General features: G+C 59.5%; 21 protein-coding genes. 12 read left to right on the top strand and 9 right to left on the bottom strand.

All coding sequences use genetic code 11. The annotated features are described in order from the left end of the window. Positions 1–10 precede the first annotated feature (10 nt). The 9 genes from nusA (at position 11) to ACTJK5_RS11890 (ending at position 12,098) form a co-directional block, all read left to right on the top strand. Entirely contained in the window at positions 11–1,615 is a 1,605-nt protein-coding gene (gene nusA, locus ACTJK5_RS11930) for a transcription termination factor NusA (protein WP_062443141.1), read from the top strand. After that, a complete protein-coding gene (locus ACTJK5_RS11925) occupies positions 1,612–2,304 on the top strand; it encodes an RNA-binding protein (protein ID WP_062427182.1) in 693 nt (230 codons plus the stop codon). Before nusA ends, ACTJK5_RS11925 begins: the two co-directional genes overlap by 4 nt. Positions 2,305–2,405: 101 nt before the next feature. Beyond that, positions 2,406–5,144 carry a translation initiation factor IF-2 gene (infB, locus tag ACTJK5_RS11920; RefSeq protein ID WP_335322987.1) on the top strand — a complete coding sequence of 913 codons (2,739 nt, stop codon included), beginning with the start codon at positions 2,406–2,408 and terminating at the stop codon, positions 5,142–5,144. Positions 5,145–5,325: 181 nt separating this feature from the next. Further along, on the top strand, positions 5,326–5,742 hold the full coding sequence (gene rbfA, locus ACTJK5_RS11915) for a 30S ribosome-binding factor RbfA (RefSeq protein WP_062427180.1): 417 nt from the start codon (positions 5,326–5,328) through the stop codon (positions 5,740–5,742). 3 nt (positions 5,743–5,745) lie between these two features. After that, positions 5,746–6,678, top strand: a complete 933-nt coding sequence (truB, locus tag ACTJK5_RS11910) for a tRNA pseudouridine(55) synthase TruB (RefSeq protein ID WP_440612492.1) — start codon at positions 5,746–5,748, stop codon at positions 6,676–6,678. A gap of 377 nt (positions 6,679–7,055) precedes the next feature. Beyond that, complete coding sequence (locus ACTJK5_RS11905) at positions 7,056–7,955, top strand: LysR substrate-binding domain-containing protein (RefSeq protein ID WP_440612491.1); 900 nt, start codon at positions 7,056–7,058, stop codon at positions 7,953–7,955. Between the two features lie 292 nt (positions 7,956–8,247). After that, positions 8,248–8,517, top strand: a complete 270-nt coding sequence (gene rpsO / locus ACTJK5_RS11900; RefSeq protein WP_062427177.1) for a 30S ribosomal protein S15 — start codon at positions 8,248–8,250, stop codon at positions 8,515–8,517. 243 nt (positions 8,518–8,760) lie between these two features. Continuing rightward, the gene (gene pnp / locus ACTJK5_RS11895; protein ID WP_062427176.1) at positions 8,761–10,905 is read left to right on the top strand and encodes a polyribonucleotide nucleotidyltransferase; all 2,145 of its coding nucleotides are present in this window, start codon (positions 8,761–8,763) and stop codon (positions 10,903–10,905) included. Positions 10,906–11,078: 173 nt separating this feature from the next. Further along, positions 11,079–12,098, top strand: coding sequence for a class I SAM-dependent methyltransferase (locus tag ACTJK5_RS11890; RefSeq protein WP_062427175.1), 1,020 nt, complete (start codon positions 11,079–11,081; stop codon positions 12,096–12,098). 37 nt (positions 12,099–12,135) lie between these two features. Here ACTJK5_RS11890 and ACTJK5_RS11885 read toward each other — a convergent pair whose 3' ends face one another. Continuing rightward, positions 12,136–13,080 (bottom strand): AEC family transporter, encoded by a 945-nt coding sequence (locus tag ACTJK5_RS11885; RefSeq protein WP_062427174.1) that lies wholly within the window; start codon positions 13,078–13,080, stop codon positions 12,136–12,138. 338 nt (positions 13,081–13,418) lie between these two features. Between ACTJK5_RS11885 and ACTJK5_RS11880 the strand changes: the two genes are divergently transcribed. Beyond that, a complete protein-coding gene (locus tag ACTJK5_RS11880) occupies positions 13,419–14,411 on the top strand; it encodes an adenosine kinase (RefSeq protein ID WP_062427173.1) in 993 nt (330 codons plus the stop codon). A gap of 59 nt (positions 14,412–14,470) precedes the next feature. Here the strand turns inward: ACTJK5_RS11880 and ACTJK5_RS11875 are convergent, their stop codons facing one another. Further along, positions 14,471–15,007 (bottom strand): SH3 domain-containing protein, encoded by a 537-nt coding sequence (locus ACTJK5_RS11875; RefSeq protein ID WP_062427172.1) that lies wholly within the window; start codon positions 15,005–15,007, stop codon positions 14,471–14,473. Between the two features lie 180 nt (positions 15,008–15,187). Here ACTJK5_RS11875 and ACTJK5_RS11870 point away from each other — a divergent pair, with 180 nt between their 5' ends. Beyond that, positions 15,188–16,192 (top strand): 2-hydroxyacid dehydrogenase, encoded by a 1,005-nt coding sequence (locus ACTJK5_RS11870; protein WP_062427171.1) that lies wholly within the window; start codon positions 15,188–15,190, stop codon positions 16,190–16,192. 10 nt (positions 16,193–16,202) lie between these two features. Here the strand turns inward: ACTJK5_RS11870 and ACTJK5_RS11865 are convergent, their stop codons facing one another. The 3 genes from ACTJK5_RS11865 to recF are packed head-to-tail and all read right to left on the bottom strand — an operon-like array spanning position 16,203 to position 18,596. Continuing rightward, positions 16,203–16,679, bottom strand: coding sequence for a GNAT family N-acetyltransferase (locus ACTJK5_RS11865; protein ID WP_062427170.1), 477 nt, complete (start codon positions 16,677–16,679; stop codon positions 16,203–16,205). Further along, positions 16,676–17,434, bottom strand: a complete 759-nt coding sequence (locus ACTJK5_RS11860) for a molybdopterin-synthase adenylyltransferase MoeB (RefSeq protein ID WP_062427169.1) — start codon at positions 17,432–17,434, stop codon at positions 16,676–16,678. Before ACTJK5_RS11860 ends, ACTJK5_RS11865 begins: the two co-directional genes overlap by 4 nt. Before the next feature lie 37 nt (positions 17,435–17,471). Then, complete coding sequence (gene recF / locus ACTJK5_RS11855) at positions 17,472–18,596, bottom strand: DNA replication/repair protein RecF (RefSeq protein ID WP_440612490.1); 1,125 nt, start codon at positions 18,594–18,596, stop codon at positions 17,472–17,474. 202 nt (positions 18,597–18,798) lie between these two features. On the opposite strand from recF, the gene ACTJK5_RS11850 reads away from it, so the two are divergent. Beyond that, positions 18,799–19,908: an alpha/beta hydrolase gene (locus ACTJK5_RS11850; RefSeq protein WP_440612489.1), complete on the top strand. Its 1,110-nt coding sequence runs from the start codon at positions 18,799–18,801 to the stop codon at positions 19,906–19,908. A 61-nt stretch (positions 19,909–19,969) separates the two neighbouring features. Here the strand turns inward: ACTJK5_RS11850 and ACTJK5_RS11845 are convergent, their stop codons facing one another. From ACTJK5_RS11845 to ACTJK5_RS11830, 4 genes are all read right to left on the bottom strand, one after another. Then, positions 19,970–20,605 (bottom strand): nucleoside triphosphate hydrolase, encoded by a 636-nt coding sequence (locus ACTJK5_RS11845; RefSeq protein WP_440612488.1) that lies wholly within the window; start codon positions 20,603–20,605, stop codon positions 19,970–19,972. Then, positions 20,602–21,384 carry an ATP-binding cassette domain-containing protein gene (locus ACTJK5_RS11840; RefSeq protein WP_062599625.1) on the bottom strand — a complete coding sequence of 261 codons (783 nt, stop codon included), beginning with the start codon at positions 21,382–21,384 and terminating at the stop codon, positions 20,602–20,604. The genes ACTJK5_RS11845 and ACTJK5_RS11840 overlap by 4 nt, the downstream gene beginning before the upstream one ends. An 11-nt stretch (positions 21,385–21,395) precedes the next feature. Further along, on the bottom strand, positions 21,396–22,460 hold the full coding sequence (locus tag ACTJK5_RS11835; protein WP_113272911.1) for an ABC transporter permease: 1,065 nt from the start codon (positions 22,458–22,460) through the stop codon (positions 21,396–21,398). A 134-nt stretch (positions 22,461–22,594) separates the two neighbouring features. Then, the gene (locus tag ACTJK5_RS11830; RefSeq protein WP_062427164.1) at positions 22,595–23,617 is read right to left on the bottom strand and encodes a sugar ABC transporter substrate-binding protein; all 1,023 of its coding nucleotides are present in this window, start codon (positions 23,615–23,617) and stop codon (positions 22,595–22,597) included. Between the last annotated feature and the right edge of the window lie 36 nt (positions 23,618–23,653).

Here is a 23,653-nt window from a genome sequence, read left to right as displayed (position 1 = left end):
AGACAAAAAAATGGCAGTGAGTGCTAACCGGCTTGAGCTTCTGCAGATCGCCGATGCTGTGGCGCGCGAAAAGGTCATCGACCGCGAAATCGTGCTTGCAGCAATGGCCGATGCCATCCAGAAGGCCGCCCGTTCGCGTTACGGTTCCGAGACCAACATCCGCGCCGACATCAACTCCAAGACCGGCGAAATCCGCCTTCAGCGTCTTCTGGAAGTGGTCGAGAAGGCCGAAGACTATTCGACCCAGATCCCGCTGGAACTGGCACGCGACCGCAACCCGGATGCCAAGCTCGGCGACTTCATTGCCGATCCGCTGCCGCCCATGGATTTCGGCCGTATCGCTGCCCAGTCCGCCAAGCAGGTCATCGTCCAGAAGGTGCGCGAAGCCGAGCGTGATCGCCAGTTCGACGAGTTCAAGGATCGCATCGGCGAAATCATCAACGGCACGGTCAAGCGCGTCGAATATGGCAACGTCATCGTCGATCTCGGCCGCGGTGAGGGCATCATCCGCCGTGACGAAATGATTCCGCGCGAAAACCTGCGCTACGGCGATCGCGTCCGCGCCTATGTCTATGACGTCCGTCGCGAACAGCGTGGCCCGCAGATTTTCCTGTCGCGTACCCATCCGCAGTTCATGGTCAAGCTCTTCACCATGGAAGTGCCGGAAATCTACGACGGCATCATCCAGATCAAGTCGGTTGCCCGTGACCCGGGTTCACGCGCCAAGATCGCCGTGATTTCCAACGACAGCTCGATCGATCCGGTCGGTGCTTGCGTCGGTATGCGCGGTTCGCGCGTTCAAGCCGTCGTCGGCGAGCTTCAGGGCGAAAAGATCGACATCATTCCGTGGAGCCAGGAGCCTGCAAGCTTCATCGTCAACGCTCTGCAGCCTGCGGAAGTGGCCAAGGTCGTTCTGGATGAAGAGTCCGAGCGTATCGAAGTGGTCGTTCCCGACGAGCAGCTTTCGCTTGCGATTGGCCGCCGCGGTCAGAACGTTCGCCTCGCCTCGCAGCTGACCGGCTGGGATATCGACATCATGACGGAGCAGGAAGAATCCGAGCGTCGTCAGAAGGAATTCAACGAGCGCACCAACCTCTTCATGGAAGCGCTCGACGTGGACGAAATGGTTGGCCAGGTTCTGGCATCGGAAGGCTTCGCCCAGGTCGAAGAACTGGCCTATGTCGAGCTGGATGAAATCTCCTCGATCGACGGCTTCGACGAAGACACCGCCGTCGAAATCCAGACGCGCGCCAAGGAATATCTCGACCGCGTCGAAGCGGAGATGGATGCCAAGCGCAAGGAACTCGGCGTTGCCGACGAACTGCGCCAGATCGACGGCCTGACATCGCAGATGATGGTGGCTCTCGGCGAAGACGGCATCAAGACGATCGAGGATTTTGCCGGCTGTGCGGCCGACGACCTCGTCGGCTGGACCGAGCGCAAGGATGGCGAAACCAAGAAGTTCGACGGCATCTTCTCCAAGCTCGACGTATCACGCGTCGAAGCGGAGAACATGGTTCTGCAGGCCCGCCTTCTGGCTGGCTGGATCACCGAGGAAGAACTGGCTGCTGAACAGCAGGCTGCCGAGGAGGCGGATACCGCCGTTGAGGAATGATATCGCAGGCGCATGAACCCGATGCCGGCTCTGATGAGGATTTGGCTGAAGGCAACGTCAATGGACGGATGTGCATTGTAACACGACAGAGCGGATCGCCCGATGAGTTGATCCGCTTCGTCGCAGGCCCGGACGGCAGTGTCGTGCCGGACCTGAAACGCCAATTGCCGGGGCGCGGTTGCTGGGTAACAGCCGAACGCGCTCTGGTGGAAAAGGCGATCGCAAAGAAGCTCTTTGCGCGCGCCTTGAAAACGGACGTCAAGGCTGGGCCGGATCTCCTAGAGATGCTGGACCGGCTGATGACGCAGCAGGTAACGGGCATGATGACCATGGCGCGCAAGGCGGGCCAGTTCATCAGCGGCGCGATGAAGGTCGATGCGGCCGTCCGTTCGGGACAGGCGCTGGCCGTCTTTCACGCCACCGATGCTGCCGCCGATGGCGTCCGCAAACTGGATCAGGCTCGCAAGGCCTGGGCACTCGGTACGGGTGCCGACGAAATACCGTCCTTCAAGCTCTTCACCGGGGCCGAAATGGACGAACTAATGGGCCAGAATGCTTTTATCCATGCCTGCGCGCTTGCAGGACAGGCGGGTGAAGGTGTAGTGAAGCGCGCAAAGATGCTCGAGCGATATCGCCATGGCGAAAAAGCTCCAGCGGACATTGGCGCTGCCCGGACGGAACGACAATGACGCGGTTATCGGACAACACCGGCCGCCGCGTTCGGATGCAGCTATTGAAAGACAGGGCCTGATGGTGTCATCCGGCTCTCGTCTGTAGGAACGGGAACGGAATGACCGATAACAACGACGACAAGACACTCAACGCACAACCTAAAAAGACTCTTACCCTCAAGCCGGGCGGGTTGAACCAGGGTACCGTGCGTCAGGACATGGGTCGTGGTCGCACCAACGCAGTTGTCGTGGAGACACGCAAGCGTCGCCCCATGCGTCCTGAAGACGAGAAGCAAGCTGGTGCAGCCGCCGCCGCAGCACCGGTTGCCCAGCAGCCACGCGCAGCAGCACCGGTCGCCGCGCCAGCCCAGCCACGCCCACAGCAGGCGCAGCCCGCACCTCGTGTACAGCAGAGCCATAACCAGCAGCGTCCGCAGCCATCGGCTCAGCCACGCCAGCAGGATCGTCCGCGCGGCAATGTGCTGCACGATCTCTCGGCCGGTGAAATGGAAGCGCGCCGCCGCGCTTTGATGGAAGCCCAGGCGCGTGACGTTGTCGAAGCCAAGCAGCGCGCCGAAGACGAAGCCCGCCGCAAGGTGGAGGAAGAACGCCGCCTCGTTGCCGAGAAGGAAGAAGCCGTCCGTCGCGCCGCCGAGGAAGCGGCTGCTGCGAAGGCTGCTGAAAACGAAGCCCCTGCAAGAGCCGAACAGCCGGCAGCGCCGACAACGACCACTGCACAGCCAGTGCGCCGTGACGTTCGTCCGCAGTCCACGCGTCCTTCGCCCGTAGCAGCGGCACCCGCGCCAGCCCCGGAAATGCCCGGTCGTGGTGTTCCAGGCGTTCGCCGCACCGAGAAGGATGATGAGGACGATCGCGGTGCGCGCCGTACCGGCATGCCGATGCGCGGCAAGGCACCGGCACCGGCACCGGCAAAGCCTGCTGCCCGTTTGAAGACGGAAGAAGAGCGTCGCCGCGGCAAGTTGACGGTTACGTCGAACCTCGACGAAGAGGGTGCACAGCGCGGCCGTTCGCTGGCCTCCATGCGCCGTCGTCAGGAGAAGTTCCGTCGCAGCCAGATGCAGGAAACCCGCGAGAAGATTACCCGCGAAGTCATCCTGCCGGAAACCATCACGATCCAGGAACTGTCGCAGCGCATGTCCGAACGTGCGGTGGATGTCATCAAGTACCTGATGAAGGAAGGCCAGATGATGAAGCCGGGCGACGTCATCGACGCCGATCTGGCCGAACTGATTGCCGGCGAATTCGGCCACACCGTCAAGCGCGTGTCGGAATCCGATATTGAAGAAGGCATCTTCAACGTCGCTGACGTTGCTGGCGACATGGTTTCGCGTCCTCCGGTCGTGACCATCATGGGTCACGTCGACCACGGCAAGACCTCGCTGCTCGACGCCATCCGTCAGGCAAACGTGGTCGCTGGCGAAGCCGGTGGCATCACTCAGCATATCGGTGCCTATCAGGTTGAGCAGAACGGCCAGAAGATCACCTTCATCGACACCCCCGGCCACGCCGCCTTCACGGCCATGCGTGCCCGTGGTGCGCAGGCAACCGACATCGCCATCCTGGTGGTTGCGGCTGACGACAGCGTGATGCCGCAGACGATTGAATCGATCAACCACGCCAAGGCGGCCGGCGTGCCGATCATCGTGGCGATCAACAAAATCGACAAGCATGAGGCCAATCCTGAAAAGGTTCGCCAGCAGCTGCTCCAGCACGAAGTCTTCGTGGAATCCATGGGCGGTGAAGTGCTCGACGTGGAAGTGTCGGCCAAGAAGAAGCTCGGTCTCGACAAGCTGCTCGAAGCGATCCTTCTTCAGTCCGAAATTCTCGACCTGAAGGCAGACCCGACCCGTACGGCCGAAGGCACGGTTATCGAAGCCGAGCTCGACCGTGGTCGTGGTGCGGTTGCAACCGTTCTCGTCCAGAAGGGTACGCTGAGGCCTGGCCAGATCATCGTTGCCGGTGATCAGTGGGGCCGTGTTCGTGCGCTCGTCAATGACAAGGGCGAACACGTCAAGGAAGCGGGTCCTGCCATGCCGGTCGAAATTCTCGGCCTGTCCGGCACGCCGTCTGCCGGTGACCGTTTCGCCGTCGTCGAAAGCGAAAGCCGCGCTCGCGAGATTTCCGAATATCGTCAGCGTCTTGCCCGCGACAAGGCCGTTGCTCGCCAGACAGGCCAGCGCGGTTCTCTCGAGCAGATGATGAGCCAGCTACAGACCTCCGGCATGAAGGAGTTCCCGTTGGTGATCAAGGCCGACGTGCAGGGCTCCGTCGAAGCGATCATCGCATCGCTCGACAAGCTGGGCACCGACGAAGTCCGCGCACGCATCGTCCATTCGGGCGCTGGTGCCATCACGGAATCGGATGTCTCTCTGGCAGAAGCGTCCAACGCGGCGATCATCGGCTTCAACGTCCGCGCCAATGCCCAGGCCCGTACGGCGTCTGAGCGTGCAGGCATCGAGATCCGCTACTACAACATCATCTACGATCTGGTCGATGACGTGAAGGCGGCCATGTCCGGTCTTCTGTCGCCGGAGCGTCGCGAGACCTTCCTCGGCAATGCCGAAATCCTCGAAGTCTTCAACATCACCAAGGTCGGCAAGGTTGCCGGTTGCCGTGTCGTCGAAGGCAAGGTGGAGCGTGGTGCAGGCGTTCGTCTGGTTCGCGACAACGTCGTCATCCACGAAGGCAAGCTCAAGACGCTCAAGCGCTTCAAGGACGAAGTCAGCGAAGTGCCGGTCGGTCAGGAGTGCGGTATGGCCTTCGAGAACTACGAAGACATTCGCGCCGGCGACACCATCGAGTGCTTCCGCGTGGAGCATATTACCAGAACGCTCTAAGCGCTCTGCCTGATTGTATGATTTTGAGAGCGAGCGCTGGCTAACCGGCGCTCGCTGAATTTTAAGATGCTCCGACAAGAGGGTCCAATATGACCTTCCGCCGAGAGTGCTGGAGTGAGAAATTGGGAAGCTGCAAAGCCGCCCGACGGTCTTCTTCCAATTTGCTGAGGCAAGAATAACAATGGCAAAAGCAACTTCATCAGCCCCTTCACAACGCATGCTGCGCGTCGGCGAGCAGGTTCGTGCGGCTTTGACGCAAATCCTTCAGCGCGGCGAAGTGCGTGACGATCTTCTGGAGAAGACGGTCATTTCCATTTCGGAAGTGCGCATGTCTCCCGATCTCAAGATCGCGACCGCCTATGTAACACCGCTTGGTGTTGCCGATCATACCGAGAGCATCGATGCCTTGAACCGGCATGCGAAGTTCATCCGCGGCAGGCTCGGACCGCAGCTGCGCCAGATGAAATACGTTCCGGAAGTCCGCTTCCGCGATGACACCAGCTTCGACAATTATCAGAAGATCGACGCCCTGCTGCGCTCTCCCGAAGTGCAGCGCGATCTTGGATCTTCCAACGAAAAAGACGACGAACAGAACTGAAGAATGTCCAAACCACGCAAACCCAAGGGTCGCCCGGTTTCCGGCTGGCTCATCCTCGACAAGCCGTTCGATTTCGGCTCCACCGAGGCCGTCTCCAAGATCAAATGGCTTTTTAACGCGCAGAAGGCAGGCCACGCCGGTACGCTCGACCCACTTGCGTCTGGCATGCTGCCGATCGCGCTGGGCGACGCCACCAAGACCGTCCCTTATGTCATGGATGGCCGCAAGATCTATGAGTTCACCGTCAGCTGGGGTGAGGAACGCACCACCGACGATATGGAAGGCGAGGTTCTCAACGCCTCCGACAACCGTCCAAGCGAGCAGGATATTCGCGATCTGCTGCCGAAATATACCGGCACGATCCTGCAGACGCCACCACAGTTCTCCGCCATCAAGATTGCCGGAGAGCGCGCCTATGATCTGGCACGTGAGGGCGAAGTCGTTGAAATTCCGGCACGTGAAGTCGAGGTTCATCGCCTGACGCTTCTGGCATGCCCGGATGAGAACACCGCACATTTCGAAGTGGAATGCGGCAAGGGCACCTATGTTCGCGCGCTGGCGCGCGACATGGGTCGTGATATTGGCTGTTACGGCTTCATTTCCGAACTGCGTCGCGCCATGGTCGCACCCTTTGTGGAAGATGCGATGGTGCCTCTGGAAAAGCTCACCGAACTGGAAACGATCGAAGACCGCGACGAGCGCCTTGCCGCGCTTGACGCCTATCTCATCGATACGTCCGAAGCGCTTTCGTCACTACCGCATCTCATCATCAATGATGATCAGGCACACCGCCTGAAGATGGGCAATCCCATCCTGCTGCGCGGACGCGATGCACCGACGCAGGAATCGGAAGCTTATGCCACCGCGCGCGGCAGGCTGGTGGCGATCGGCGAGATCGGCCAAGGCGAATTCCGCCCCAAGCGCGTCTTCGGCTGACAGGACATCGGCGTCACCTTCTCTCTTGAGGAACGCTCAATCATCATGCCGACGGCCGCGCTGGTCGTCGGCATTTTCATGCGGCTGAAACAGGGTGAGCCGCAGGAAATCCCGTAGAATGTCAATCACCTTTCGAAGCACGACACATCCTCCACGGACCTGTCATTGTATGACCAAGCCCATGCCTCTCGTTTCAATCCGCTTTACTTTTTGACTCGACGCATCGTGCTTTCCGAAAATCGATCCCGATTTTCGGGCCGATGCTGTAAAGCGCGCCGGTCGCAATCGAGCCCGGCACATCCGACCTGCATAAAACGCGGGTTGCGTTGCGCCTTCAAACGAGATTATCGTCTGCGTCCTATGACTTGAGGTTACGCATGAAACGTAGTCGGCTTCCGTTAACAGCGCTCAGAAGTTTTGAAGCAGCGGGACGGCTCATGAGCTTCACCCGTGCTGCAGAGGAGTTGTGCATTTCGCAGGCCGCGATCAGCCGTCAGGTGCGGGAGTTGGAAGTGCTGCTTGATCGACCGCTCTTCGATCGGGGTCATCGATCCGTCAGGCTGACGCAGGAAGGGGCAAAGTTGCTCGATGTCGTAACGGCTTCCTTCGACGCGATGTCCGATGGCCTTGCAGATGTAGAGCGCGGCAAAGGCCCCGATACGGTGAACATCAATGCCGAGCCGTCTTTTGCTGCCTGCTTCCTCACCCCGCATCTGTCGGATTTCCAGCGCAGTCATCCCGATATCGACGTACGGGTAGAGTCGGAGTCCGCCCTTGCAGAGTTTCGCCACAACGAAGACGTCGTTGCCGTCCGCCACAGCTTGACGAGAACGAGCTGGCCCCGATCGGAGAGCCGGCATTTGATGGATGTGCAGATGACTCCATGTCTCTCGCCGCGACTGCTGGAGGGAAGGGCAGTGCCGCAACGGCCTGCCGATCTTCTGGACTTTCCGCTTCTATATGAGGACAGCCGGGACATGTGGCGAAGCTGGTTCGAGCGGGCAGGCGTTTCCTCGGACGTGTATCCACGTGGACCAATCTATACCGACGAAGGCATGACGCTTCAGGCCGCCTTGCGCGGGCAAGGCGTCGCACTTCTGGAGGAGCGTTTCGCAAGGGAATATCTGGCCTCCGGGCTTCTCATTCGCCCCTTCCAGCAGACGCTCCCCTTTGGCGCCTTCTTTATCGTGGTGCGCGGTTTCGAAACCCTGGCGCCAGCCGCCCATGATTTTCTTGAATGGCTTTCGGAAAGCGTGCGTTCGCGAGACGGGCATTAAACGGTCCGGCTGTCCTCACCGACGCGTGGACATGATTTACAGCCTCGGCCCGAAAACCGGAATCGATTTTCGGAAAGCAAGATGCGCAGATTCAAGAAGGTAAAGCGTCCTTTGCGCGTCCAATAGGACGCACGGCGCTTTAGAGCAGATCCCCATCGCCCCTTTCCTTTAGCCGCCAATTGGTTTATAGGCAGCGCCAGCTAGGCATTGCCTTTGCTACTGAATGGCCAGCGCTGGACGACATCCCGGCCCTTGGCGACCGATTTTTCCTTAAACTAGAAAGGATTTTACGATGTCGATTACTGCAGAGCGCAAAGCCGCCCTCATCAAGGAATATGCAACGAAGGAAGGCGACACCGGTTCGCCTGAAGTTCAGGTCGCAATCCTCACCGAGCGGATCAACAACCTGACCGAACACTTCAAGGGCCACAAGAAGGACAACCACTCTCGTCGTGGTCTTCTGACGCTGGTTTCCAGCCGCCGTTCGCTTCTCGACTATTTGAAGAAGAAGGACGAAGGCCGTTACTCGAAGCTGATCGGTACCTTGGGCATTCGCCGCTAACATCTTGACCGGCGGGTTTCCTTTGAAGGTGCCCGCCGGTTTTTCATCCGGCAACCCCGGATAACAAGACGGACCGGATGGGCCGGAACCGTCTGAACCAACCGAAGACCTGTCATGGGGCAGGATTGCAGGATGCTTGTGCCACCGTCCGTGGCACCAGGAAAAAGCCTCCCGCTGTCTTGCCCGTGATGTGTCGCAGCCGCTGCTTCAATGGTGGAGCCGCGGCGACAAGAAGGACAAGATATGTTCAATCAACATTCCGTGGAAATCGAATGGGCAGGCCGCCCGCTGAAGCTGGAAACGGGCAAAGTTGCTCGCCAGGCTGACGGCGCCGTCATCGCAACCTACGGCGAAACCATGGTTCTCGCGACCGTCGTTTCTGCAAAGTCCCCGAAGCCGGGTCAGGACTTCTTCCCGCTGACGGTCAACTACCAGGAAAAGACCTACGCAGCCGGCAAGATCCCCGGTGGCTACTTCAAGCGCGAAGGCCGTCCGAGCGAAAACGAAACCCTCGTTTCCCGCCTGATCGACCGTCCGATCCGCCCGCTCTTCCCTGAAGGCTACAAGAACGACACCCAGGTCGTCGTCACCGTGATCCAGCACGATCTGGAAAACAACCCGGACATCCTGTCCATGATCGCAACCTCTGCTGCTTTGACGCTGTCCGGCGTTCCCTTCATGGGCCCGGTCGGCGGCGCACGCGTCGGTTACATCAATGGCGAATATGTTCTGAACCCGCATCTCGACGAGATGGACGAGTCTGTTCTCGACCTCGTCGTCGCCGGTACCCAGGACGCCGTCCTGATGGTCGAGTCTGAAGCCAAGGAACTGAACGAAGACGTCATGCTCGGCGCCGTCATGTTCGGCCACCGTGGCTTCCAGCCGGTCATCGACGCGATCATCAAGCTCGCTGAAGTGGCTGCCAAGGAACCACGCGAATTCGAACCGGAGGATTTCTCCGCTCTCGAAACCGAGATGCTTGGGCTTGCCGAAGCTGAACTGCGCGATGCCTACAAGATCACCGAAAAGGCTGCTCGTTATGCCGCCGTCGACGCCGTCAAGGCGAAGGTGAAGGCACACTTCCTGCCGGAAGATGGCGAAGCCAAGTACTCGGCGGAAGAAATCGGCGCGATCTTCAAGCACCTGCAGGCCAAGATCGTTCGTTGGAACATTCTCGACACCAAGAGCCGTATCGACGGTCGCGATCTCTCCACGGTTCGCCCGATCGTTTCGGAAGTTGGCCTTCTGCCGCGTACCCACGGTTCGGCACTCTTTACCCGCGGTGAAACGCAGGCGATCGTCGTTGCCACGCTCGGCACCGGGGAAGACGAGCAGTATGTCGACAGCCTGACCGGCATGTACAAGGAACGCTTCCTGCTGCACTACAACTTCCCGCCCTACTCGGTCGGTGAAACGGGCCGCATGGGTTCCCCGGGCCGTCGCGAAATCGGTCATGGCAAGCTCGCCTGGCGCGCAATCCGTCCGATGCTGCCGTCTGCTGAGCAGTTCCCCTACACGCTGCGCGTCGTATCGGAAATCACCGAGTCCAACGGTTCGTCCTCCATGGCAACCGTCTGCGGCACGTCGCTTGCTCTGATGGATGCCGGCGTTCCGCTGGCAAAGCCGGTTGCCGGTATCGCCATGGGCCTGATCCTGGAAGGCGAGCGCTTTGCCGTTCTGTCGGACATCCTGGGTGATGAAGATCACCTCGGCGACATGGACTTCAAGGTTGCCGGTACGGCAGATGGCATCACCTCGCTGCAGATGGACATCAAGATCGCCGGTATCACCGAAGAGATCATGAAGGTCGCTCTTGACCAGGCGCAGGGTGGCCGCAAGCACATCCTCAACGAGATGGCCAATGCCATCACTGAAAGCCGTGGTCAGCTCGGCGAATTCGCTCCGCGCATCGAAGTCATGAACATTCCGGTCGACAAGATCCGTGAAGTCATCGGTTCCGGCGGCAAGGTCATTCGCGAAATCGTCGAAAAGACCGGCGCGAAGATCAACATCGAAGATGACGGCACCGTCAAGATCGCTTCCTCTTCCGGCAAGGAAATCGAAGCGGCCCGCAAGTGGATCCACTCCATCGTGGCAGAGCCTGAAGTTGGCCAGATCTACGAAGGCACGGTCGTCAAGACCGCTGACTTCGGCGCATTCGTCAACTTCTTCGGCGCACGTGACGGCCTCGTTCACATCTCGCAGCTCGCTTCCGAGCGTGTTGCCAAGACCTCCGACGTCGTCAAGGAAGGCGACAAGGTCTGGGTCAAGCTGATGGGCTTCGACGAGCGTGGCAAGGTTCGCCTGTCGATGAAGATCGTCGACCAGGCAACCGGCAAGGAAATCGCTGCCGAGAAGAAGGCCGAAGGTGACGCTGCTGCCGAGTAAGGCGCTGTCGCTTATTCCTATCGGGGCGCGGGATCTCTCCCGCGCCTTTTTTCTATTTTCAGAGCGGCTCCGTTCCAGTTAGAACGTGAAGCTGCTCCATTGTTGTTGAACACATTGTCCCGACGCAAAGACGCCTGGCGCTTTTCCGGCACATGTTCTTGAGGATGCTCCCGATGAGCCGTGACGCAGTCAAAACCCTTTTCCATCCCTTCGCTGCCGATATGCTGCCAGCGCCGAAAGCCGGTGAACGCGTGCTGTTCCTAGGCGCGGAGGCAGGTGCACCTCGCCTGGAGGGTTTCGAGGCTGAGATCGTCGCAGTTCAGAACCTGCGGCCGCTCTATCGTGCGCTGCAGGCGCATGGTTCCGAGGTCACGCCGGAAATCTCCGGCGAGGATTACGACGCCGCCATGATCCTGTGCGGCAAGCACCGCGGCGAAAACGAAAACCGCATGGCGGAAGCCTTGAAGCGGGTCAAGGCGGGCGGACTGATCCTGGCTGCTGGCGCCAAGGAAGACGGGATCGTCACCCTGCGCAAGACGCTCGCCAAGCTTGGTATCGAGGCTGAATCCACCCCGAAATACCACGGCGTCGCAATCTGGTTTGCACGACCTGATGATGTCTCTGCCGCCGTCGCCAAGCTGGAGCAGAAGCCGGTCACTATCGACAACCGCTTCACCGCCATGCCTGGCATGTTTTCCCATGACCGTGTGGATGACGGTTCCGAACTGCTCGTCTCGCGCATGCCGACGGACTTTGATGGCAATGCTGCCGATTTCGGTGCTGGATGGGGCTATCTCTCCGTCATGCTGGCGGAGAAGTCGCCGCGCACGGCGCGCATCGACCTTTTCGAGGCCGACTACAACGCGCTCGAATTTGCCAAGACCAATCTACTGGAAAACTGCCCGCGATTGACCGCACGCTTCTTCTGGCAAGATCTGGCCGCCGAGCCGCCAAAGGAAAAATACGACCTGATCATCATGAACCCGCCCTTCCATGCGGGTGGCCAGGCCGCCGAGCCGGCCCTCGGTCAGGCGATGATCAAGGCAGCAGCGACAGCATTGCGCAGCGGCGGCAAGCTGCTGATGGTTGCCAATCGCGGCCTGCCTTACGAGCCGGTGCTCGCCAGCGAGTTCCGCAAGAGCGAGGAAGTCTGCCGCAACGCGCGCTTCAAGATCCTCAGCGCCCAGAAGTAATCATTCATGAGAAAGAGGCTGCGGTTCATCTGCAGCCTCAGCTCAGCAGCCAGGCCCAGAGCGACACCGTCAGGACGCCGAACAGCGTCGATATGCTGATGGTCGAGGCGGCGATGCTGTGTCCGATCCCGAAGCGGTTGGCGAGCAGCCAGGAATTGATGCCGGTCGGGACGCAGGATGTCAGCACCAATGCCGATGTCCAGGCGGGGTTGAGACCCAGCAGGTGCGCCGTCGCCCAGACGCAGGCCGGTAGAAGCAAGAGTTTGAATGCGGTGACGGTCGCGGCGATGTGCAGGTTTCCGCGCACTGGATATTTGGTCAGCGCCATCCCCAATGAAATCAAGGCTGCGGGTCCCGCCATGGCGGCGACCTGATCGATCACCGTTGTGAAGACGACGGGCATCGGCGCGCCGATCATGTTGAAGCAGAGCCCGAGAATGAGCGCGATCACCAACGGATTGGTCGCCAGATTGCGGCCCACCTGTCTCAATACGGTCAGGGTGCCTCTTCTTTCTCCGCCCACCACCTTGTGCGTTGCATTTTCCATCAGGATGGTTCCGGCAATCATCATAATGGGAAGATGGATGGCGAGCAGAATGGAAATCGCCACGATCCCGTCGTTGCCGACGGAGCGGCTGACGAGTGGCAAGCCGATGAAGATATTGTTTGCAAAGGCCGATGAGATGCCGGCAATGACGCTGACGCGAAGATCCTGCTTGAAGAAATAGGTCGTCACCATCTGACCCGCTGCCCAGGTGATCGCGACGCCGGTAAAGTATGTGATCCAGAGCTTGAAGGGCGAAGCGCCATGAAAATCAGCTTCCGCCAGCGTACGAAAGATCAGCGTCGGTACGGCAATCTTGAAGACGAAGTCACTCAACACGTCGCTCGCATCAGCCTTGAACAGCCTCGCCTTCACCGTCAGCCAACCGATCAGAATGAGCAGAAAGATCGGGGCGACATTGACGGCGACAGCATACATGGAGACGGGCTTTCACGGCGTTCTGCGGAAGAACTACCCTGTATAGGAAAGGCCAAGGGTCTCAAACCATTTTCTATAAGGAGCCAGAACAGGAGCCGTCTCCCAGAAACAGAAAAAGCGGGGATCGTCCCCGCTTCAGCCTGTGGTCCCGTCAGTACATCCGTGCCGGGAACGACTGATGATCTAGCAGCGCTTCATGACAGGCAAATGACGTCAATGGCCAGTCTGCCGAAGGTACAGGCAGGCGAAGTCGCCTTTTCTCTTTTCTTGTCGGCAGAAATCTTTAAGACCGAGTTCCGGATAACGCACCGGGTCGGTGCGGCTCGGACAAGAGGCTCATGACAAAATTCGACGTACTGACCGTTGGCAACGCCATCGTGGATATTATTTCCCGCTGCGATGACAGTTTCCTCATCGATAACGCCATTACCAAGGGCGCGATGAACCTGATCGATACGGAGCGCGCGGAACTGCTCTACTCGCTCATGGGTCCGGCACTGGAAGCGTCGGGCGGAAGTGCAGGCAATACGGCAGCGGGCATTGCCAATTTCGGTGCACCGGCAGCCTATTTTGGCAAGGTCGCCGAAGATCAGCTCGGCGAGATCTTTCAGCACGATATCCGCGCTCAGGGCGTCCATTTCGAGACCAAGCCGCGCGGCACCTTTCCGCCCACCGCGCGCTCGATGATCTTCGTCACCGAAGACGGTGAGCGTTCCATGAATACCTATCTCGGGGCCTGCGTCGAGCTTGGCCCGGAAGACGTCGAGCCAGAGGTCGTTGCCCAGTCGAAGGTAACCTATTTCGAGGGCTATCTCTGGGATCCGCCACGCGCCAAGGATGCGATCCGCGATTGCGCCCGCATTGCCCACGAGAATGGTCGCGAAGTCTCCATGACGCTCTCCGACAGCTTCTGTGTTGGCCGTTATCGCGACGAGTTCCTCGATCTGATGCGCTCGGGCACTGTCGACATCGTCTTCGCCAACAAGCAGGAAGCGCTGTCGCTCTACGAAACCGAAGACTTCGATCTGGCACTGACCAGGATCGCTCAGGACTGCAAGATAGCCGCCGTGACGATGAGCGAAGAAGGTGCAATGATCGTGCGCGGCACGGAGCGTGTAAAGGTCGATGCCTATCCGGTTTTCGATGTCGTCGACACGACGGGTGCCGGCGACCTCTTCGCCTCCGGGTTCCTCTTCGGCTACACACAGGGCCGCTCGCTGGAAGATAGCGGCAAGCTCGGCTGCCTTGCGGCCGCTGCCGTCATTCAGCAGATCGGACCGCGCCCGATGTCGTCGCTAAAGGCGCTGGCTGAGAAGCACGGTCTTCTCTAGGATTGTTTTCAATCATCCCCGTGCGTCCTCAAGGGCGCACGGTCTTTCATTCGTGTTGATTACTTGAAGGCTTCGCCGGGATAGGCACCCCAGATTTCGCCCTGCGACACCCAGCCGCCCACCTGACCGGCTTCCGCCTTGCACCAGTCGCCATTGCACTCGCCGATCCGGATCTGCACGCCAGGCTCAAGTTTGGCCACGACCGAAGCACTCGACTGTGGCTCGCGGCGCATATTGACGAACACTTCCTTGCCCTTGCCGCGCATCCACGGCGCTGCCACCGCAGTTCTTTCACCCGAGAGCAGCGCCTGGTTTACCCAGCCCTCGGTGCCGTCGGCATCGCGAATCCGGCGCCAGTTTTCATATTCCTGGATGATCTCCACCGGCATGCCGGATTTCATATACATCCAGGAGACGGCGTAATCGGTGCTCGGTCCAATGCGCATATTGACGCGCTTGGATTTCAGGCTGACGAAGCGCGGCAGCGGCAGTCCGCTGGCACCCTTTGCGGCGCCCTGTGCGAAAGCCGGTGTAGCAGCGGCATGGAGAAAACCGAATGACAATGCAATGCAGAGGATGGAGACAAAGCTACGCATGTCGTTTGACCGTTTCCGTGAAACAAGAGAATGACGTTTAAGGGGCGCCCCAGTCCTGCCGCCGAAGACGCAACATGCGAGATTTGTTTGTCTTCGCCGGTGGGTCTGGTAGAAACGCCCTTGATGAACAAATTATCGCTCTTTCTGGTTAACGACCTCTGAACAAGGTGCCTGCAGACAATGACGAACAAGAAGAGACCGACCGTCTATTTGACCCGAAAACTGCCGGATCTGGTCGAGACCCGCATGCGCGAACTGTTCGAGGCTGAATTGAATATCGAGGACGCACCCCGCACGGAGGCCGAACTTCTGGCCGCCATGCAGCGCGTCGACGTTCTGGTGCCCACTGTGACCGATCGCATCACCGCGTCGATGATCGAGCAGGCCGGTCCTCAACTGAAATTGATCGCAGGTTTTTCCAACGGCATCGATCATATCGACGTGGACGCGGCGGCGCGCAAGGGAATTACCGTGACCAACACGCCGAATGTTTTGACCGAAGACAGCGCCGACATGACGATGGCGCTGGTGCTTGCCGTTCCCCGCCGCCTTGTCGAGGGTACGCGCGTGCTTGCCAATGGCTCGGAAGACTGGCGCGGCTGGTCTCCCACCTGGATGCTCGGCCGCCGTCTGTCGGGCAAGCGCATCGGCATCGTCGGCATGGGCCGCATCGGGACTGCCGTTGCCCGCCGCGCCAAGGCCTTTGGGCTGTCGATCCATTACCATAATCGCAAGCGCGTCAGTCCGGCCACGGAGGCGGAACTCGAGGCGACCTATTGGGACAGCCTCGACCAGATGCTGGCACGCGTCGATATCGTCTCTGTCAACTGCCCGTCGACGCCTGCCACCTATCACCTGATCTCGGCCCGGCGTCTCGCGCTGATGCAGCCGACGAGCTACATCGTCAACACGGCGCGCGGCGACATCATCGACGAAGCGGCGATGATCGAGTGTCTGCGCCAGGGCAAGATCGCCGGCGCGGGTCTCGATGTGTTCGAGAACGAGCCAGCCGTCAATCCAAAGCTCATCAAGCTCGCCAAGGAGGGCAGGGTGGTGCTTCTGCCGCATATGAGTTCGGCCACGATCGAAGGCCGCATCGACATGGGTGACAAGGTGATCATCAACATTCGCGCCTTTTACGACGGCCACAGACCGCCGAACCGGGTGTTGCCGGGCAGGGCGTAACTGGCCAGGGCTAACGGGTGAGACGCTTCGTCATTTCGATAGAGGTGACCCGCTCATATCCGGCATGCGAATTCTCAGCTGTCTTGACGAAGCCCCAGGACGAAAACTGCCGGTGATTGTTGACGAGCTCAATCCTGGTCTCCAGTCGCAGGCTTGGGAGGGACAGCCTGTTTGCCGTCTCTTCGCCCTTCCTCAGCAACGCCTTCCCGATACCACGGCCTTGCGCCGCAGGTGAGACGGCAAGCTTGCCGACATAGAGCGACGCGGCTTCGGGCTTGCAGAAAATACAGCCGAGCATATCGCCGTCATCGAACGCGACAAAAGCAATCTCGTCCCGGATCTTTTGACGCAGATTGTCTGGCGTCAGACGGTGGGCCGAAGAAGGCGGGTCGATGACGCCATCCATATAGGCGAAGGACGACATGATCAGCGCCAACAGTTCCTCGACGCGGTCGAAGGTCTCATCGATCTGAACAATCGTGATCATGCTGCCTGGCGCCTCCTATAGCGAATGGTCTCGAAGCGGGCGGCAAGCGCATCGTAAAGCATCAGCCGCCCGACCAACGGTTCTCCGGTGCCGGTGATTACCTTGATCGCCTCCATCGCCATGGTCGTGCCGATAACACCCGTCAGCGCGCCGACAATGCCGGTCTCGGCGCAGGACGGGATCAGGCCTTCCGGCGGCGGGGCTGGAAACAGATCACGGTAGCGAGGCAGCAACATGCCGTCCCGACCTTCCTCATAGGGCTTCAGAACCGTGACCGAGCCATCGAAACGGCCCACAGCACCTGTGACCAGCGGCACCTTTGCCGCCTCCGCAGCATCTGCCGCCGCATAGCGCGTATCGAAATTGTCCGATCCGTCGATCACCAGATCGAAGGCACTCAGATGATCATGTGCCCAGACAGTGGAGAAACGCTCCTCGAAGTGCAGCGTGCGCACATGTGGGTTGAGGCGAGATATGCTGCGGCGCGCGCTTTCCGTCTTCTGCTCGCCGATCGTGCCAGTGTCATGGATCACCTGCCTTTGCAGGTTCGATAGCGAGACGATGTCGTCATCGATAATGCCGAGCGTCCCGACCCCTGCAGCAGCGAGATAATAGAGCACCGGTGCACCAAGACCGCCGGCACCGATCACCAGCACCTTGGCCGCCTTCAGCCGCTGTTGGCCCATGCCGCCGATCTCGGGCAGGAGAATATGCCGTTTGTAGCGTTCTATTTCCTCGGGGCTAAGAGCATCCATGATCCTGTCTCCGCTACCTCAATGGGCAGAAGCCCTATCATGACACGCTGCCATGCGACACGGTGAAAAACTGGGCGCGATCCTGCAATGCTGCAAACATCGAGGCATCCGTCCCGGTCATGAAACTCTGGCCGCCAAGCGCATGGATGAGGTCGAAAAGTGCGGCACGTCTGCCTTCATCCAGATGGGCGGCGATCTCGTCCAGAAGCAGGATCGGCGCGTAACCGGTCATATTGGCGGTCAGCTGCGCATGGGCAAGGACGAGGCCGACAAGGAGCGCCTTCTGCTCACCGGTGGAGCAGCGTGCCGCGTCCATATCCTTTTCCGCATGCCGGACGAAAAGATCGGCGCGATGGGGGCCCTCAAGCGTCCGTCCGGCACCCGCATCGCGGTAACGGCTTTCCCGGAGCGTGGCGAAATACTCATCCTCAAGATCGACCGCCGGTCGATGATACTGATCGTCGAGGAAGCCGGACAGCGTGAGCGTAGCCTTTGGGAAGCTGGTATCGCCGGAACGGCTTCCGATCAGTGTGCGCAGCAAACCCAGCATCTCGTGGCGCGCAACAGCCATGGCAATACCAAGCTCTGCCATCTGCTTCTCGATACCGTCGAGCCACACAGGATCGAAGCGACCATCGGAAAGCAGGCGGTTGCGCTGGCGCATCGCTTTTTCGAAATCGTTGGCACGCCGTCCATGCGATGGGTCGAGGGAAAGAACAAGGCGATCGAGGAAACGGCGGCGATCAGACGACGACCCCGTGAAAAGCCCGTCCATGGACGGTGTCAGCCAAAGAACCCGCAAGTGATCGGTCAATTCGTCGACGGACTTGACGGACGTACCGTTAAGCCGCAGGCGCCGTGATGGCGTATCGCCGTCACCATCTATGCCTGTTCCGATCGCAACCTCACCATCCATGCCCGAGAGGTCGGCGAAGATCGAGAACCCTGTTTCCTCTGCACCCACGCGGGTAACATCCGAAAGAACGGCACGGCGCAGACCCCGCCCAGGCGACAGGAAGGAGATGGCTTCCAGCAGGTTCGTCTTGCCGGAACCATTATCGCCGGTCAGCACGACATGGCGCTCATCCAGCCGCAACGACACTTCCGCATAATTGCGGAAATCGGTAAGCTTCAGCCGTGAGAGGAAAACTTTGGCCGTCATGCCATATCCAGAATCGTCATGGCTTACGACCTACAACATCCCGCCCCAAATCGAAACGAACTTTCTCTGAAACCGAGGCTGACAGCCGCGTCATGGACAGCGTCTTCCTTGCCTAATAATCTTACGTTTACGTCTGCGTTCATTCGATTGCCAGCCGCAGATTTTGCCGCTATCGGTGCTTGTCTAATTTAGCGGGTATTGCATGCTCAGAGTCACTTCCCTTTTGCTCACCCTCGTCCTCCTCGGTTCCTGCGCCGGACGGCCGGGAGCCGACGTGTTGCAGGCCGTCAATACGCGGGGGACGGCGGGCAAGAGCATAGCCGCCTACGTCGTCAGTACGCGTGAGAAGGAAGCGGGCAAAAGACTGGCATTCGGTGCCGGGCGTGCCGATCAGCCCAACTATGCACGCTTCGATATCTCCATCCCGCCGGATCACAAGAAGGGCAAGATCGAGTGGCCCTCGGGTAAGCCGGACGCCAAGAAAGACTTCGTCGTGACCGATCGGGACATGCTCTCAAAAGACGGATTCAAGCACGATCTCGCCGGTATTCTTTCATCCGGAAAGGATGTTGGCCTTTTTGTTCACGGCTACAATTACAGCTATCAGGAGGCTTTGTTCCGTGCCGCGCAAATGGCGGCGGACGCCGATATCAATGGCGTTCCGGTGGTCTTTTCCTGGCCGTCCATGGCCGATGTCACGGGATATCTGGCCGACAAGGAAGCGGCAACCTTTTCTCGAGATGCGCTGGCTGACCTCCTGATCGATCTCGCACAAAAATCACCCCGCAAGAACGTCATTGTTTTCGGTCACAGCATGGGGGCTTGGCTGGTCATGGAGGCCTTGAGAGAGCTCAGGCTGAAGGGCCGCAACGACGTCATCGCCAAGCTCCAGGTCATTCTCGCCGCACCGGACATCGACACCGACGTGTTTCGAAAGCAGATCGAAGTGGTCGGCCGTCTTGATCCACCCCTTACCGTATTGGTGTCGAAGGATGATCGCGCCCTCATGGCGGCCTCTCTTCTAGCGGGCGAACGAAGCAGAGTGGGCGCACTGGACGTCACGGATCCCGAAATCAGCAAGGCTGCGAAACGCGAAGGCGTTCAGTTTGTCGATATTTCGGAGCTCGATTCATCCGATGGTTTCAACCACGATCGCTACGCCGCACTTGCCGCATTGTTGCCGAAGCTCGATGAAAAGCGTCGCGGCGGTGGCAACGATCTGACGCGCGCGGGCGCATTCGTTCTCGACGCTGTCGGCGCCACGGTGTCCAGCCCGTTCAGACTGGCAAGCAAAGTCGTTAATCCGAATTGAGGTTGATTGATCCGCGCTGACAAAGGTTGAGCGCTTGTCCGAGCACACAGGTGGCGAGGCGTCAGGTCCAGGTGTCGAGACGAATATCGGCCGGTCGTGAATTTTCGACGACGCGCTTGCCGTTGGGCAGATCGTTCTCGTAAAGCTTGGCGTGGATGGCTTGCTCGTTCATCCCATAGCCGATCCAGCGATCGCGAAGCCGCTGCTCGAGAACCGGATAGGATGGGCCGACGAAAATGGTGAGGTCGAAGCTGTCTTTCAGCCGGTCCCAGGGTGCTTCATCCAGCAGCAGATAATTGCCCTCTGCAAGAATGAAGCGTGTATCTGCTGAAACTGCTCTTGCGGATGCGATCGCGATCTCGCGCGACCGGTCGAAGACAGGAACGAGTACCTCTTCGTTACCCTGGCGTACGGCTTTGACGATATCGATAAAGCCACGGACATCGAATGTTTCCGGTGCCCCTTTGCGGGCGATCAGGCCCCGGCTCTCCAAAATCCCGTTGTCCATATGAAAGCCGTCCATGGGCAGGACTTCGGCGGTCTCGCCACGGGCAATCAGGCTGTCTCTCAGGGCATCGGCGAGTGTGGATTTGCCGGCCCCTGGAGGACCGGCAATTGCAATCATGGAGCGACGAGAGTTGGACTTCTCTGCACGGGCAAGGACATCGTCCGTCAACGCCGCAAGCGTCGGTGTCATGCGGCGATATCCTGGCGTGGCGGCTCCTTCGCGCCCGTCATGAAGGCCACCGCGTCCGACATCGTATAGTCTTTTGGATTGATGACGCAGAGACGTTTGCCGAGGCGATGGATGTGAATGCGATCCGCCACTTCGAAGACATGCGGCATGTTGTGCGAGATGAGCACGATTGGCATGCCGCGCGAGCGTACGTCCTGGATGAGTTCCAGAACGCGACGGCTCTCCTTGACGCCAAGTGCCGCTGTCGGTTCGTCGAGAATGACGACCTTTGAACCGAAGGCTGCCGCTCTGGCAACCGCAACGCCCTGCCGCTGGCCACCGGACAGCGTCTCGACCGCCTGGTTGATGTTCTGAATGGTCATCAAACCAAGTTCTGAGAGCTTCTCGCGGGCGAACTTGTCCATCGCCGCATGATCGAGCTTACGAAACACCGAGCCGAGAATGCCGGGCTTGCGCAGCTCGCGTCCCAGAAACATGTTGTCGGTGATCGACAGGGCAGGGGACAGCGCAAGGTTCTGGTACACGGTCTCAATGCCGGCATCGCGGGCTTCCAGCGGTGTCTTGAACTGGACCGGCTTGCCTTCCAGTCTGATTTCGCCTTCATCCGGGCGGATCGCGCCCGACAGGGCCTTGATGAGCGAGGACTTGCCCGCACCATTGTCGCCGATCACCGCCAGGATTTCGCCCGGGTAGAGATCGAAGTCTGCATTGTCGAGTGCTGTCACACGGCCATAACGCTTGACGAGACTATGACCTGAAAGAATGGGTTGTCTGTTCATATCCTGGGCCATCAGACGGCTGCCTTTCTGATCCATTGATCCACTGCGACGGCGGCGATGATCAGCCAGCCGGTCAACATAACCTTCCACTGCGGGTCTGCACCAAGCATGTTGAGGCCCATGGAGACCACGCCGACCAGCATGGCGCCGAAGAGCGTTCCGAGAATGGAGCCACGTCCGCCGAAGAGCGAGATGCCGCCAATAACGGTCGCCGTAATGGCCTGAAGGTTGTAGTCGGTCACAGCGGCAGATGGAGAGATCGAACCGTTACGGCCGATGGCGACCCAGGCCGCGAAGGCTGCGATGACGCCAGCAATGGTGTAGACGCTCAGCAGAACCTTGCGGGTCTGGATACCGGAGAGCTTTGCCGCTTCCGGATCATCGCCCACGGCATAGACGTGGCGTCCCCAGGCGGTCTGGTTCAGGACGTACCAGAGCACGGCGACAAGCGCGACCATCGCGATAACGCCGAGTGTAAAAATGGCAGAACCGATACGGAAGTTGGTGGCGAAGAGCTGAAGAAGCGGTGCGGTCTGCTGCACGTCGGCATCGCGGATCGTTTCATTCGCAGAGTAGATGAAATTCGTCGCCATGACGATGTTCCACGACCCGAGCGTCACGATGAAGGGGGGAAGCTTGACCACCGCCACCAGGAAACCGTTGAAGAAGCCGCAAAGTCCGCCGACAACGAAGCCTGCGAGAATGGCGACAGGGGTCGGCAGCCCGTAGGTGACCGCCACATTGCCCATAACGACGGATGAGATGACCATCACCACGCCGATCGAAAGATCGATACCGGCCGTCAGGATGATCAATGTCTGTGCCGAGCCAAGAATACCGACAACGGCGATCTGCTGCAGGATCAGGGTCAATGTGTAGGATGAAAAGAACCGTCCGCCGATCGTCATGCCGAAGATCGCAACCGACAGGATCAGGACGATGAGTGGCACGGCTGCCGGTGTCGAGTGTAGAAAATGCTGCGCGCGTTTGAGCGCGGAAACGCTCTGCTGATCGAAGGAGGCGACTTTCTTGTCGCTCCCGTCCAGCACGCGTTCGAATTCTTGAATTCCGCTCATGTTTCCTCCTCCCGCTCGCCAAACATCTATGCGCGGCGCCGAAATGTCAGCCGGGTATTACGAAAGCGAATGGTTTTGAGTGAAGTTGGCCGGGACTGATCCCGGCCATGATCTTCAGATGGTGATTGAGGGCATCAGCCCCAGCACTTCGCCAGGCCTTCCTTGACGCTGATCGAAGGAACACCCTTGACCGGCTTGTCGGTGACCAGAGAAACGCCTGTGTCGAAGAAGGACTTGCCTTCCGTCGGCTTCGGCTTTTCACCCGTGTCGGCGAACTTCTTGATGGCCTCGACGCCGAGTGCTGCCATCATCAGCGGGTACTGCTGCGAGGTCGCGCCGATAACGCCTTCCTCAACCGACTTCACGCCTGGGCAACCGCCGTCCACGGAAACGATCAGAACGTTCTTCTCCATGCCGACAGCCTTGAGAGCCTGATACGCGCCGACAGCGGCCGGTTCGTTGATGGTATGAATGACGTTGATGCCTGGATCTTTCTGCAGAAGGTTCTCCATGGCCTTACGGCCACCTTCTTCATTGCCGTTCGTCACGTCGTGGCCAACGATGCGCGGATCGGTTTCGTCACCGATCTTGTTCGGGTCTTTCGGATCGATACCGAAGCCGATCATGAAGCCCTGGTCGCGCAGAACGTCGACGCTCGGCTGGTCAGGCGTCAGGTCGAGGAAGCCGACCTTTGCATCCTTGGCGCCGTCGCCCATCGTGCCCTTGGCCCACTCACCGATCAGCTTGCCGGCCAGGAGGTTGTCGGTTGCGAATGTCGCATCGGCAGAGTTGATTGGGTCAAGCGGGGTGTCGAGAGCGATGACGAGAAGGCCTGCATCCCGCGCCTTCTTGATCGTCGGAACGATGCCCTTGGTATCGGAAGCGGTAATCAGAATGCCCTTGGCGCCATCGGCAATGCAGGACTCGATGGCTGCAACCTGGCTTTCGGAGTCACCATCGACCTTACCGGCGTAAGACTTGAGCGTCACGCCCAGTTCCTTTGCCTTGGCGGTCGCGCCTTCTTTCATCTTGACGAAGAAGGGGTTGGTGTCGGTCTTGGTGATAAGGCATGCCGAAGTATCGGCGGCCGATGCAACCGAAGCGAAAGAAACGCCAAGCGCGAGCGCGCCCAAAAAGGCGGAAACAGTTGTCTTCATATGATCCTCCCAGTGGAAACAAGCAGCCATTTGGAT

It is taken from the genome of Agrobacterium sp. 22094, from assembly GCF_052046015.1.
GTDB lineage: Bacteria > Pseudomonadota > Alphaproteobacteria > Rhizobiales > Rhizobiaceae > Agrobacterium > Agrobacterium cavarae.
Note: the sequence above shows the minus strand (reverse complement) of the source record. Positions and strands in the feature narration are given on the sequence as shown.

What these genes read in the sequence shown, in the direction of transcription:
- ACTJK5_RS11850 (WP_440612489.1), top strand. Translation starts at nt 18,799, where the DNA reads ATGCTCAGAGTCACTTCCCTTTTGCTCACCCTCGTCCTCCTCGGTTCC.
- infB (WP_335322987.1), top strand. Translation starts at nt 2,406, where the DNA reads ATGACCGATAACAACGACGACAAGACACTCAACGCACAACCTAAAAAG.
- ACTJK5_RS11875 (WP_062427172.1), bottom strand. Translation starts at nt 15,007, where the DNA reads ATGCGTAGCTTTGTCTCCATCCTCTGCATTGCATTGTCATTCGGTTTT.
- ACTJK5_RS11840 (WP_062599625.1), bottom strand. Translation starts at nt 21,384, where the DNA reads ATGAACAGACAACCCATTCTTTCAGGTCATAGTCTCGTCAAGCGTTAT.
- ACTJK5_RS11845 (WP_440612488.1), bottom strand. Translation starts at nt 20,605, where the DNA reads ATGACACCGACGCTTGCGGCGTTGACGGACGATGTCCTTGCCCGTGCA.
- ACTJK5_RS11830 (WP_062427164.1), bottom strand. Translation starts at nt 23,617, where the DNA reads ATGAAGACAACTGTTTCCGCCTTTTTGGGCGCGCTCGCGCTTGGCGTT.
- ACTJK5_RS11860 (WP_062427169.1), bottom strand. Translation starts at nt 17,434, where the DNA reads ATGGATGCTCTTAGCCCCGAGGAAATAGAACGCTACAAACGGCATATT.
- ACTJK5_RS11835 (WP_113272911.1), bottom strand. Translation starts at nt 22,460, where the DNA reads ATGAGCGGAATTCAAGAATTCGAACGCGTGCTGGACGGGAGCGACAAG.
- rbfA (WP_062427180.1), top strand. Translation starts at nt 5,326, where the DNA reads ATGGCAAAAGCAACTTCATCAGCCCCTTCACAACGCATGCTGCGCGTC.
- ACTJK5_RS11925 (WP_062427182.1), top strand. Translation starts at nt 1,612, where the DNA reads ATGATATCGCAGGCGCATGAACCCGATGCCGGCTCTGATGAGGATTTG.
- ACTJK5_RS11890 (WP_062427175.1), top strand. Translation starts at nt 11,079, where the DNA reads ATGAGCCGTGACGCAGTCAAAACCCTTTTCCATCCCTTCGCTGCCGAT.
- ACTJK5_RS11870 (WP_062427171.1), top strand. Translation starts at nt 15,188, where the DNA reads ATGACGAACAAGAAGAGACCGACCGTCTATTTGACCCGAAAACTGCCG.
- recF (WP_440612490.1), bottom strand. Translation starts at nt 18,596, where the DNA reads ATGACGGCCAAAGTTTTCCTCTCACGGCTGAAGCTTACCGATTTCCGC.
- pnp (WP_062427176.1), top strand. Translation starts at nt 8,761, where the DNA reads ATGTTCAATCAACATTCCGTGGAAATCGAATGGGCAGGCCGCCCGCTG.
- ACTJK5_RS11865 (WP_062427170.1), bottom strand. Translation starts at nt 16,679, where the DNA reads ATGATCACGATTGTTCAGATCGATGAGACCTTCGACCGCGTCGAGGAA.
- ACTJK5_RS11880 (WP_062427173.1), top strand. Translation starts at nt 13,419, where the DNA reads ATGACAAAATTCGACGTACTGACCGTTGGCAACGCCATCGTGGATATT.
- ACTJK5_RS11885 (WP_062427174.1), bottom strand. Translation starts at nt 13,080, where the DNA reads ATGTATGCTGTCGCCGTCAATGTCGCCCCGATCTTTCTGCTCATTCTG.
- truB (WP_440612492.1), top strand. Translation starts at nt 5,746, where the DNA reads ATGTCCAAACCACGCAAACCCAAGGGTCGCCCGGTTTCCGGCTGGCTC.
- ACTJK5_RS11905 (WP_440612491.1), top strand. Translation starts at nt 7,056, where the DNA reads ATGAAACGTAGTCGGCTTCCGTTAACAGCGCTCAGAAGTTTTGAAGCA.
- nusA (WP_062443141.1), top strand. Translation starts at nt 11, where the DNA reads ATGGCAGTGAGTGCTAACCGGCTTGAGCTTCTGCAGATCGCCGATGCT.
- rpsO (WP_062427177.1), top strand. Translation starts at nt 8,248, where the DNA reads ATGTCGATTACTGCAGAGCGCAAAGCCGCCCTCATCAAGGAATATGCA.